Here is a 12605-nt window from a genome sequence, read left to right as displayed (position 1 = left end):
CCACCATTTAGGTAGTCATTAATCTGCATTGAGAGGGGCTCTCCCCCCTCAATAAAAGATTAAACGCTCATTCGCATTATTTCTTGGTAAGCTTCAATCACCTTATTGCGAACTTCAATTGTTGCGTTTAATGTAATGCTCGCCTTTTGTGAAGCAATCATTACCTCATGCAATTCCACATTTTCACCTTTAATTAGCTTTTGAGTAAAATTATCGGATGTGATTTGCTGGTCATTAACTTTGGCTATTGCCTCTTTTAACGAGTTCGCGAAGCTTTGTTGGGCTTCATAAGGTGTCGTATTAAGTTTATTTGTTTCATTTACAACCTGAGTAGGTGTCATTAGCGAAACGGACGAAATTGTCATTATGTATCTTCCTTTCTTCTTATTTATTTACCAATCTCTAATGCCTTTGTAAGCATAGATTTATTTGCGTTAAATACTGTTACGTTTGCCTCGTAAGAACGAGTGGCTGACATTAAATCTACCATTTCTTTTAATGGGTCGACATTCGGCAAATTGACATAACCATCTGCATTTGCATCTGGATGAGTTGGGTCATAAACAAGTTTGAAAGGTGTTTCTCGGTCTTCTGCAATACGAGTTACTTTCACACCATTACCAACACCGCTTTTGGCGTCTTTCCCAAGTGCTACATTCATAAACTTTGAAAATTGTCCTTCTTGTGCTGTAAACGTTACGGACTTCCGTCGATATGGCTCCCACTCCCCATTAACTTGACGAGCTCGAGTTGTATCCATGTTTGCCATATTAGAAGAAATAACATCCATGCGTAAGCGTTGTGCAGTTAAAGCTGAGGCAGTGGTATTCATCCCATGGAAAATAGACATCTATTACTTACCTCCTTTAATAACTGTGTTTAATGTGTTTAATTTCCCGTTTACACGATCAATTAAAGCATTGTAGTAAATTTGATTTTCTGCTAATTTTGCCTGTTCAGCATCCATATCTACTGCGTTGCCATTATTTCGGTATCGTAGATTTTCTATATTATTGACACCAGGTGTAGATTGTCGAATTGTGAAATCATAATGTCTATTGTCAGTTCGATAGGCAGAAATAGAGATATCCTTTTGTTCCGCCAACATATCCTTAAAACTAACATTTTTCGCCTTATAATTAGGTGTATCGACATTCGCAATATTGTTTGCGATTGTTTTATGATTCAAAGTCGCATAGGAAAGTCCATTTTCCAAGCTACTAATAGTTCCTCCAAATAAATTCAAAACTGTTCACCTCAATTTATTAAATTCTATGTACTTGTTAATATATTCAATAATACAATTGTAATTAAGATGCTACCTAGTGTCTATTGTCTTTTGTCACTTTTTAATAGTATATACGCCCTATTTTTTTAACGTCTCAACCGGGACAATACTTCTGCATCCCTTGTAGCTCTAGGCTTCATGAAAGGTTGGTTAACATCTAGTTATTTTACACTATTTCGACAGTGTTTACGATTTTAGTATTAAATTTGCCTTTTTATGAGCTTTATCGCCTTTTAAAATGAAATTAATTTAAGGTTCCATTTTACTAGTTCGACAAATGGCTGAATATTCTAATATAGACAATTAACAGTTTATTCACCATTATTCTAAAGTATCACATATTTCATTTTTATATGCTAATTGTAGTGACAATTTTATGAACGACATTAGGATAAAAGAAACAAAAAACATCAATATTCTCCAAATTTGTATTTATACAAAAAATAACAATCAATTACATCGCTAAATATCTAGTGAAATGCATACAAAAAGGCGCCTAGTTTTACCTAGACGCCTTCATTATCTTCTTCAAGAAGAATTATTTCATTTTAATTTCAGCTAATGCATTTAAGAACTTATCATTTAACACTTTAATATAAGTTCCTTTCATACCTAGAGAGCGAGACTCAATAACACCCGCTGACTCCAGTTTACGTAATGCATTGACGATCACTGAGCGTGTAATTCCCACTCGGTCTGCAATTTTAGAGGCAACCAGTAAACCTTCGTTACCATCAAGCTCTTCAAAGATATGCTCAATAGCTTCTAATTCACTGTAAGAAAGTGAGTTTATGGCCATTTGCACAACCGCTTTGCTACGAGCTTCCTCTTCGATTTCTTCAGACTTTTCACGTAAAATCTCCATGCCAACTACTGTTGCGCCATACTCTGCAAGAATTAAATCATCATCTTCAAATTGAGAAGATAAACGTGCAAGGATTAATGTTCCTAAACGTTCACCACCACCAACGATTGGTACAATTGTTGTTAATGCGTTTTGGAAAAGATCTTTGTTTTCCACAGGGAAAGCAGTATGTTCGTTATGGATATCTAAATTAGAAGATGTTTCTGAGATTGTAAATAAGCTATGTGTGTATTCTTCAGGGAATTGTCTCTCTTCAAACATTTTTTTCATACGCTCATTTTCAATTTGTTGGTGAATTGAAATACCTAATAATTTACCTTTACGGCTTAAAATATAGACATTACTATCAATAATATCTCCTAGTGTATCAGCCATTTCCTTAAAGTTTACAGGCTTACCAGCAGAAGCTTGTAGCATTGAGTTAATTTTACGTGTTTTTCCTAATAAATTCATTATATGTTCCTCCTATAAATAATCCGAAGAGTATTCACTTAATATTCTAAAGTTTTTTACTACTGAATGATACTGATCAGCTTTATCTTACAATATAAACTGTGACAAATCTTTGTTTTTTACAATACCTGCGAGTTTTTGATCTACATAAGCTGCGTTGATCGGTATACTCGCTGGTGCAATTTCAGCTGCTTCAAACGACAGCTCTTCTAGTAAACGTTCTAAAATCGTGTGCAAACGGCGAGCTCCGATATTATCTGTTTCCTGATTAACCTCTGTGGCTATTTCCGCAATACGTTCAATGGCATCAGATGTGAAATTGATTTCCACACCTTCCGTTTCTAGCAATGCCTTATACTGCAAAATGAGCGATTGATCTGGTTCTTGTAAAATACGGACAAAATCTTGTTTTGTTAATTTTTCAAGCTCTACACGAATTGGGAAACGACCTTGCAATTCCGGAATCAAATCTGAAGGCTTCGACATATGGAACGCTCCTGCAGCTATAAATAGCATGTAATCCGTTTTCACAGCACCATACTTCGTAGTTACAGTTGAACCTTCTACTATTGGTAATATGTCTCGTTGTACACCCTCACGAGATACATTGGCAGAAGAATTTCCTTCTTTACTAGCTATTTTATCGATTTCATCAATAAAAATAATACCAGTTTGCTCCGCTCTAACAATTGACTCCTGTGCCACTTCATCTGCATCTATCAACTTATTTGCTTCTTCTATTGTTAAAATACGACGTGCATCCTTTACCTGCACACGGCGTTTTTTCTGTTTTTTAGGCATTAAGCTAGATAGCATATCTTGCATACCATTATTGGCGGACATATCCATTCCCGTGCCTTGTAATGCATCAAAAATGGATGGAGTTTGTTCTGTTACCTCAACCGTAATCCATTCATTTTCCAATTTACCATTTCGTAAATCAATAGCAATTTGTGCACGTTTAGAGCGTACTTCTGTTTCCTCAGACGACGTATCTTCCGTTGAAGTTTGTTCTTTCCCACCAAATAACATTTCGAATGGATTTTGCATGCTCTGTTTCTTACGCAATGACGGGACTAAAAGTTTCACAATCGCTTCATTTGCTAATTGCTCTGCTTGTTCCTTAACAGATTCCATCATTTCTTCTTTTACAAGACGGTGAGAAGCTTCTACTAAGTCACGGACCATTGATTCAACATCACGACCTACATAACCTACTTCAGTAAATTTTGTCGCTTCCACTTTTACAAAAGGTGCATTTGTAAGCTTCGCAATTCTTCTGGCAATTTCCGTTTTTCCGACACCAGTTGGCCCAATCATTAAGATATTTTTAGGAATAACTTCTGCCTTCATATCTTCATTTAGCAATGAACGACGATAGCGGTTTCGCAACGCAATGGCTACAGCTCGCTTAGCTTCATTTTGCCCAACAATATAACGATCTAAATGCTCAGTAATTTGTCTTGGCGTTAAATTTTTTTGCGTCATTAGCTCAGCGCCTCCACGATAATATTATGATTCGTAAATACACAGATTTCAGCAGCTGTTTCTAATGCTGCTTCAGCAATTTCACGAGCAGTCATCGTTTCACCTGCATATTTTTTTAATGCTCTACCCGCTGATAAAGCATAATTCCCACCAGAACCAATGGCTAAAATTCCATCATCAGGTTCAATGACTTCACCAGTACCAGAAACAAGTAGCAAAGTTGTTTTATCCATGACTAATAGCATCGCTTCTAATTGGCGCAGCATTTTATCTCCGCGCCATTGCTTGGCAACCTCTACTGCAGCACGTTGTAAATTACCGTTATATTCATTCAATTTGCCTTCGAACATCTCAAATAGTGTAAATGCATCTGCAACAGAGCCTGCAAAGCCTGCCAGAACCTGCCCATTAAACAGACGTCTGACCTTCTTCGCTGTACCTTTCATCACAACTGCATTTCCTAAAGTTACTTGACCATCACCAGCCATGGCACAGCCTCCGTTATGATGAACTGCAAATATCGTAGTCGCATGAATTTGTCCCATCTGCTTTCCTCCTTAACTCTATTATGCCCTTGGATGAGCATTCATATATGTTTGACGTAGGTGCTCTTTTGTTACATGTGTGTAAACCTGTGTAGAAGATAAATGCGAATGGCCTAATAACTCCTGCACCGTTCGCAAATCCGCGCCATTGTTTAATAAATGTGTTGCAAAAGTATGGCGAAGCATGTGTGGGTAAATTTTCGTATGGAGTGAGGCCTTGTCAATCATTTCGTTTAAAACATGACGTACCCCTCGTGGAGTAAGTTCCCCACCTCGCATATTGACAAACAATTGCTGATGATTAGTCTTTTTCATCAATCTAGGACGAGCCTGCTCTATGTAGTCCAGCATTGCTAAACTCGCAAATTGACCGAATGGGATAATTCGTTCTTTCCGACCTTTTCCCATAACTCGTATGATGGAATAATGAAAATCTACATCCTTAACTTGAATGGAAGTCAGCTCACTTACACGAATACCTGTCGCATATAACAGCTCTAATATAGCCATATTTCTCAATGATTTCAAATCATCCCCGGTATTCGCATCAAATAACTGCATCAATTCTTCTTCATAGAAGAAATTTGGTAAACGAGATTCTTTTTTTGGATGATAAAGAGAACGAAATGCCCCATCATCAAATCCATACTGTCTATTTAGAAAGCGGAAGAAGGAGCGTATTGAGGATATTTTTCTAGAAATAGAAGCCCTTGCTCTTTTTTCGTCGTACAACTTTGTTACATAAAGACGTGCATGTATATATTCAACACTCGCTAAATCATGAATTCCTTCCCCTTGTAAGAAGGCCAAAAAATCCAGCAGGTCTGATTCATATTCTCGCACTGTATGAACAGAGAAGTTCTTTTCAACTTGGATATAAAGCATGAACTGTTCGAGTGCATCTTGGGACGAAACTAACATAGAAAGATTCACCACCAATAATTTATTAATAATTTTCTCAAATGACTGACACTTGTAATATAACGGATAAATAATTCTTTGTCATCTCTTACAAGTTTGTATCGTAAACCATCATTAATAAACATACATATTGACACTATACCTATCTTTGTAAGATAGCAAGTGTAATTAGTTATATTTTGAGAAAATCTCCATACAAAATAATAAAACATGTCTAAGCAAGCATTTTATCTACAAAAAGAAAAAGCCTCTAAGAGTATAACAACTTTTAGAGGCTTTTGGCAATTAAATTGTTTGTGAATTCACAAAATTGTGAATTGTGCTTATTGCGCGTGTTGCATGCATTTCAGCGCGCTCTGGTTTTGAACGGCGACCAGGTGGTAATTCAGGGAAAATACCAAAGTTAACGTTCATTGGCTGGAAGTTTTTCGATTGCGCTTCTGTTATATAACGCGCCATACTTCCTAACGCCGTTTCGAATGGGAAAATGATTGGCTCATGTCCCAATGCTAAACGAGCTGCATTTATTCCAGCTATTAATCCACTTCCAGCTGATTCAACATACCCTTCAACACCTGTCATTTGACCGGCAAAGAAAATATTCTTTTGTTCACGAAGTTGGTATGTTTTTTCTAACACTTTTGGTGAATTAATAAAGGTATTTCGGTGCATAACACCATAACGTACAATTTCCACGTTCTCTAATCCTGGAATTAGCTGCAATACTTCTTTTTGAGGACCCCATTTTAGATGTGTTTGGAAGCCAACAATATTATAAAGAGTACCAGCAGCGTCATCCTGGCGAAGTTGTACTACGGCATATGGACGTTTCCCTGTTTTCGGATCTTCTAGTCCGACTGGCTTCATTGGGCCAAATAGCATTGTTTTCTCTCCACGAGCTGCCATAACTTCGATTGGCATGCAGCCCTCAAAGTAGATTTCTTTCTCGAATTCTTTTAAAGGCACTACTTCTGCTTCGATTAATGCTTGACGGAAACGATCAAACTCCTCTTTCGTCATTGGGCAGTTTAAATAAGCTGCTTCTCCCTTATCATAACGAGATTTTAAATAAACCTTATCCATATCTATACTATCTTTTTCAATAATTGGTGCAGCAGCATCATAAAAGTATAAATAATCCAGACCTGTTAAACCTTGAATTTTTTCAGCCAAAGCTTTCGAAGTTAAAGGACCTGTAGCAATAACTGTTATACCTTCAGGAATTTCTGTCACTTCTCCGTGAATAACCTCCACCAATGGATGATTTTTCACTGCCTCTGTCACATAACCTGCAAACTCATGACGGTCTACTGCTAATGCTCCTCCAGCTGGTACAGAACATTGGTCTGCTGCCTTTAAAATGACAGAATCAAAAATACGCATTTCTTCCTTAATAACACCTACAGCATTTGTTAAGCCATTTGCACGTAGCGAGTTAGAACAAACAAGCTCTGCAAATTTATCTGTATGGTGTGCAGGCGTTTGCTTTACGGGACGCATTTCATACAGTCTTACTTTCACACCGCGTTTTGCTATTTGCCAAGCTGCTTCACTACCTGCCAGGCCCGCTCCTATTACATTTACTACTTGTTCAGTCATGATTTTACCATCTTCCTATCATTGTGTTGGTGCTTCTTCATAGTCACATTTTGTACATTGAATTTGGACACCTTTTTTAATCTTTTTCTCTACTAATAATGCACTACATTTCGGACATGGTCTACTAATTGGTTTGTCCCAAGACACAAATTCACATTCCGGATATTGATTACAACCGTAGAATAGACGCTTCGTTTTACTTTTACGCTCCACAATTTCGCCTGTTTCACACGATGGACATTTTACACCAATAGGTTTCATAATAGCTTTTGTATTTCTGCAATCCGGGAAATTCGAGCAAGCCATAAATTTACCATATCGCCCTAGCTTATAGACCATTGGTGATCCACAAAGCTCACAATCTTCTCCAGCTGGCTCATCTTTTATTACTACTTTCTCCATTGCCTCGTCTGCATGTTTAACATGGACTTCAAAGTCTTTATAAAACTCTTCCACAATATTCTTCCATTGACGACTACCTTCTTCAATATCATCTAAATCTTGTTCCATTTGTGCAGTGAATTCGATATTGATGATATCAGGGAAAAATTCTAGTACGAGTTGGTGTACGATTTCGCCTAGCTCTGTTGGCATAAAGCGTTTTGCATCTAACACAACATAGCCACGGCGCTGAATTGTATCGAGGGTCGGTGCATATGTGGATGGGCGACCTATACCTAATTCTTCCATCGTTTTAACAAGTCGCGCCTCTGAATAGCGTGGTGGTGGCTGTGTAAAATGCTGCTTAGGTTCAATTTCAAGCGATTTTACTTGATCACCAATTTCCATCTCAGGTAAAAGCTTTGTCGTTTCCTCTGTTTGATCGTCGGTACCTTCGATATAAAGCTTCATAAAACCTGCAAATTTAACTTGTGAGCCGTTCGCACGGAATAAAACATCACCATTTTGAAGATCTACCGCCACAGTATCAAGTATAGCCGGAGCCATTTGACTTGCAATAAAGCGCTCCCAAATCAAGCGATATAAACGTAACTGATCACGACTAAGGACTGCCTTTAATTCCTCTGGTGATCTCATCGTACTTGTTGGACGAATTGCCTCATGGGCGTCCTGCGCATTTGAAGCCTTTTTCGTCTGCTTTATTTCTGTTGCAATATACTCTTTTCCATACTTTGACTCGATGAAAGAAACCGCTTCTGTTTTTGCCGTTTCAGAAATACGTGTGGAATCGGTACGCATATAAGTGATTAAACCGACTGTTCCCTCTTTTTTACCAATATCAATACCTTCATATAATTGCTGTGCAAGCATCATCGTCTTCTTTGCTCGGAAATTTAATTTTCGCGCTGCTTCTTGTTGTAACGAAGAAGTTGTAAAGGCTGGTGCAGCATTTCGTTTACGCTCTTTTTTAGAAACATTAACAACATTAAAGTTTGTCCCTTTAACACCTTTTAAAACGGTCTTTACTTGTTCCTCATTTGTTAGCTTAATTTTTTCTTTGCCATTTCCATAGTAAAGTGCATCAAACGATTTTTTTCCTTTTTCAAAAGTACCTTCAATCGTCCAATATTCTTCTGGTTGGAAGTTTTTAATTTCATTTTCTCGATCAATAATCATGCGCAGCGCTACTGATTGTACACGGCCTGCTGATAAACCCTTCTTCACCTTTTTCCAAAGAATTGGGCTAATGTTATAGCCAACAAGTCTATCTAATATACGTCTTGTTTGCTGCGCATCTACTAAATCCATGTTAATAGGACGTGGGTTTTTAAAAGACTCAATAATCGCATCTTTCGTAATTTCGTTAAATACAACTCGACAATCCGAGTTAATATCGATATTTAATGCAGTCGCAAGGTGCCAAGCAATCGCTTCTCCCTCGCGGTCTGGATCGGCCGCTAGATAGACTTTCTTCACTTTTTTAGCCGCAGATTTTAATTCCTGTAAAACAGGTCCTTTACCACGAATCGTAATGTATTTAGGTTCAAAGTTATTTTCCGCACTCACACCCATTTGGCTACGTGGAAGATCTCGTACATGTCCAACTGATGCTTTCACCTTATATTTTTTGCCTAAATAACGTTCAATTGTTTTTGCTTTTGCTGGTGATTCTACAATCACTAAATAATCCGCCATCTATGTCTCCCCCTTAGCGAGGTCTTTTACTAAATTTTTAAGTTACCTGTTGCAAAATGTATAACAGATTTTAAGATAATGCAACTTTTTTTCAATTTTTGTTAGAAAACAGGTCCAGTGTTTCAACGATTTGATGACCATTTATTACTGGAATTGCTCCATCCACAAGTAATTGATTGGTCCCCTTGGACTGTGTTGCATCAATAGGTCCCGGTACTACAAATACATCCTTCCCTTGCTCTAATGCAAGTTCTGTTGTAATAAGCGTACCACTTTTTAACGCTGCTTCTGTCACAACTAACGCTTGAGCTAAACCACTAATGATTCGATTACGCATTGGGAAATGCCATTTTTCGGGTTTCATATATGGAGGATACTCAGTTATTAATAACTGTTGATTAGCCATTTCCTTCGCCAATATTTGGTTTACTTTTGGATAGAGATAATTAAAACCATGCCCAAGCACAGCCATTGTGTGCCCACCCATATCGATTGTTGCCCTATGTGCCATTGTATCAGCGCCTCTAGCTAGCCCGCTTACGACCGTATACCCCCATTGAACTAGTGATGGGACAATTAGGTCTAATGCTCTTTTCGAATACGCTGTAGCCTTCCTAGAGCCTATAATAGCTATCTGTTTCTTGTTTGTTAACAGGGAATACTGACCTTTCACATACAATACAGTAGGAGGACTGGATATTTCAAATAATTGCGCCGGGAAATAAGGATGATAAAAAGGTATGGGGAAAATATTGGCCCGTGCATAGGCCTCTTCAAATGGGATTGTCATAATTTGTCGAAAGCTTCGAGAAATTTGCAATGCTTTATGTGACGATATTTGTAAAAAATTTGCGATTTCATCATAATGAGCTTCTTCAAAAGTGTTTAAAACGTTCACTGGGGACAATAATCGTTGAAGTTTTTGAAGAGGTAAAGGATATACATAATGCAAAGCTAGTAATCTCTGTGTATCAACTGCAAGGATCATTCTATAAACCTCCTTTATAATAGAAGAAAGTAAATGACCGCATGATGATTTGAACACAACTTCGTGATGTAATTTTCAATACAGTAAATAGGAAATTGTTTAATGAAGGGAGATAAACAGTGTATAAATAAGGAAAAAGATGTAGCAACTATGTGCTACATCTTCCATTTTAATGGGTTTTACACTTTTCGTATAGCCCTTTTTCTTTAATTACTTTAATCAGTGTTTCACCAATAACAGATGGTGTTTCTGCTACTTCAATGCCTGCCGCATTCATAGCTTTAATTTTCTCTGCAGCTGTTCCTTTACCACCAGAAATGATAGCACCTGCGTGCCCCATACGTTTGCCTGGAGGTGCAGTTTGTCCACCAATAAAGCCAACGACAGGTTTCGTCATATTCGCTTGAATCCATGCAGCTGCTTCTTCCTCAGCTGTACCACCGATTTCACCAATCATAACTACTGCATACGTTTCTGGGTCATTATTAAACGCTTCAAGAACATCGATGAAGTTAGTACCATTTACAGGGTCTCCACCGATCCCAACAGCTGTTGTTTGACCAATGCCAGCTTGTGTTAATTGATGTACTGCTTCATAAGTTAATGTACCAGAACGAGATACAACTCCTACATGGCCTTTTGTATGGATATAACCAGGCATAATACCGATTTTACATTCATCAGCTGTAATAACACCTGGACAGTTTGGACCTACTAGGCGAGTCTTTTTGCCTTCCATGTAACGTTTAACCTTCACCATATCAAGAACAGGAATATGTTCAGTAATACAGATTGTTAATTCTAATTCAGCATCAACAGCTTCTAAAATAGCATCTGCTGCAAATGGAGCAGGAACGTAGATAACTGAAGTTGTCGCGCCTGTTGCAGCTACAGCTTCTGCCACTGTATTGAAAACAGGAACTCCTTCGATTTCAAGTCCACCTTTACCTGGTGTTACACCTGCTACGATTTTAGTACCATACTCAAGCATTTGCTTCGTATGGAAAAGAGCTGTTTCGCCCGTAATCCCTTGTACAATTACCTTCGTATCTTTGTTAATAAATACAGCCATTGTTCTCCCTGCCTTCCTTAGCCTACTAGTCCCACAATTTTTTGTGCACCGTCAGCCATTGAATCAGCTGCAACGATGTTTAAACCAGATGCATTTAAAATTTCTTTTCCAAGTTCTACATTTGTACCTTCTAAACGTACAACTAGTGGCACAGCTAAACCGATTTCTTTAGCAGCTGTCACAACGCCTTCAGCGATAATGTTACATTTCATAATTCCGCCAAAAATGTTTACAAAAATGCCTTTTACATGTGGATCAGAAAGGATAATTTTGAAAGCTTCTGTTACTTTTTCAGCTGTTGCACCGCCCCCTACATCAAGGAAGTTGGCCGGGCTACCGCCGTAGTAGCTAATTGTGTCCATAGTCGCCATAGCAAGACCAGCACCATTAACCATACAGCCAATGTTACCATCTAAAGAAATATAGCTTAAATCATATTTTGACGCTTCAATTTCTTTTGGATCTTCTTCATCGAAATCGCGTAATTCGACAATATCTTTATGTCGGTATAATGCATTCGCATCAAAATTGAACTTAGCATCTAGTGCCACTACATCGCCTTGTCCAGTTACTACAAGTGGATTAATTTCAACAATTGATGCATCTTTGTCGATAAATGCTTGATATAAACCTAACATTAATTTAACAGCTTTCCCTACAAGGTTTGCTGGAATATTCATATTAAACGCCATACGACGTGCTTGGAAACTTGTTAATCCAACAACTGGATCAACTACTTCTTTGAAGATTTTTTCCGGATTTGTTTCCGCTACTTCTTCAATATCCATACCGCCTTCTTCAGATCCCATCATTGTTACGCGGGAAGTTGCACGGTCTAAAACTAAACTTAAATAGTATTCTTTTTGGATATCAGAACCTTCTTCAATGTACAAGCGTTTTACTTCTTTTCCCTCAGGACCTGTTTGATGAGTCACTAAAATTTTCCCTAATAATTCTTTTGCGTACGTACGTACCTCGTCAAGGTTTTTAGCGATTTTTACACCACCGGCTTTACCGCGTCCACCTGCATGAATTTGCGCCTTGACTACAGTTACATTAGAGCCAAGTTCCTTCGCTACTTTCACTGCTTCATCAGGGGAAAAAGCAACTTTTCCGTTTGGTACAGCTACACCATATTTTCTCAGAATCTCTTTCCCTTGATATTCATGGATATTCATAATACATCCTCCCATCAAACATTTGCATAAAATTGTTTTACTAACATAGTCTATTCTAACGAAACATTCTGATAAAGTCTACACTTTGTCTTTTGTTCGAATTTTCTCTAT

The 12605-nt window shown here is 37.9% G+C and carries 12 protein-coding genes; all 12 read right to left on the bottom strand.

Annotated elements, in window-relative coordinates; translation table 11 throughout:
* Nucleotides 1-59 precede the first annotated feature (59 nt).
* Entirely contained in the window at nucleotides 60-365 is a 306-nt protein-coding gene (gene fliE, locus MKY80_RS04955; protein WP_025113930.1) for a flagellar hook-basal body complex protein FliE, read from the bottom strand.
* A 23-nt stretch (nucleotides 366-388) separates the two neighbouring features.
* On the bottom strand, nucleotides 389-850 hold the full coding sequence (gene flgC / locus MKY80_RS04950; RefSeq protein ID WP_008180788.1) for a flagellar basal body rod protein FlgC: 462 nt from the start codon (nucleotides 848-850) through the stop codon (nucleotides 389-391).
* A gap of 3 nt (nucleotides 851-853) precedes the next feature.
* A complete protein-coding gene (flgB, locus tag MKY80_RS04945; protein WP_008180790.1) occupies nucleotides 854-1246 on the bottom strand; it encodes a flagellar basal body rod protein FlgB in 393 nt (130 codons plus the stop codon).
* Nucleotides 1247-1826: 580 nt separating this feature from the next.
* A complete protein-coding gene (codY, locus tag MKY80_RS04940; RefSeq protein WP_025113928.1) occupies nucleotides 1827-2606 on the bottom strand; it encodes a GTP-sensing pleiotropic transcriptional regulator CodY in 780 nt (259 codons plus the stop codon).
* Between the two features lie 87 nt (nucleotides 2607-2693).
* Nucleotides 2694-4094 carry an ATP-dependent protease ATPase subunit HslU gene (gene hslU, locus MKY80_RS04935; RefSeq protein ID WP_342532277.1) on the bottom strand — a complete coding sequence of 467 codons (1401 nt, stop codon included), beginning with the start codon at nucleotides 4092-4094 and terminating at the stop codon, nucleotides 2694-2696.
* Nucleotides 4094-4639 carry an ATP-dependent protease subunit HslV gene (hslV, locus tag MKY80_RS04930; RefSeq protein WP_008181271.1) on the bottom strand — a complete coding sequence of 182 codons (546 nt, stop codon included), beginning with the start codon at nucleotides 4637-4639 and terminating at the stop codon, nucleotides 4094-4096. Before hslV ends, hslU begins: the two co-directional genes overlap by 1 nt.
* A 21-nt stretch (nucleotides 4640-4660) precedes the next feature.
* A complete protein-coding gene (gene xerC / locus MKY80_RS04925; RefSeq protein ID WP_008181273.1) occupies nucleotides 4661-5560 on the bottom strand; it encodes a tyrosine recombinase XerC in 900 nt (299 codons plus the stop codon).
* 285 nt (nucleotides 5561-5845) lie between these two features.
* The gene (gene trmFO / locus MKY80_RS04920; RefSeq protein WP_008181275.1) at nucleotides 5846-7159 is read right to left on the bottom strand and encodes an FADH(2)-oxidizing methylenetetrahydrofolate--tRNA-(uracil(54)-C(5))-methyltransferase TrmFO; all 1314 of its coding nucleotides are present in this window, start codon (nucleotides 7157-7159) and stop codon (nucleotides 5846-5848) included.
* An 18-nt stretch (nucleotides 7160-7177) separates the two neighbouring features.
* Nucleotides 7178-9256 (bottom strand): type I DNA topoisomerase, encoded by a 2079-nt coding sequence (topA, locus tag MKY80_RS04915; RefSeq protein WP_008181277.1) that lies wholly within the window; start codon nucleotides 9254-9256, stop codon nucleotides 7178-7180.
* 91 nt (nucleotides 9257-9347) lie between these two features.
* A complete protein-coding gene (gene dprA / locus MKY80_RS04910) occupies nucleotides 9348-10244 on the bottom strand; it encodes a DNA-processing protein DprA (protein WP_342532272.1) in 897 nt (298 codons plus the stop codon).
* Nucleotides 10245-10413: 169 nt separating this feature from the next.
* On the bottom strand, nucleotides 10414-11316 hold the full coding sequence (gene sucD / locus MKY80_RS04905) for a succinate--CoA ligase subunit alpha (RefSeq protein WP_008181281.1): 903 nt from the start codon (nucleotides 11314-11316) through the stop codon (nucleotides 10414-10416).
* Nucleotides 11317-11333: 17 nt separating this feature from the next.
* Nucleotides 11334-12494 carry an ADP-forming succinate--CoA ligase subunit beta gene (sucC, locus tag MKY80_RS04900; protein WP_008181283.1) on the bottom strand — a complete coding sequence of 387 codons (1161 nt, stop codon included), beginning with the start codon at nucleotides 12492-12494 and terminating at the stop codon, nucleotides 11334-11336.
* Nucleotides 12495-12605: the final 111 nt, after the last annotated feature.

Origin of the sequence: Lysinibacillus sp. FSL R5-0849, from assembly GCF_038595075.1 — a bacterium.
GTDB lineage: Bacteria > Bacillota > Bacilli > Bacillales_A > Planococcaceae > Lysinibacillus > Lysinibacillus fusiformis.
This window is presented reverse-complemented; position numbering and strand designations above follow the sequence as displayed.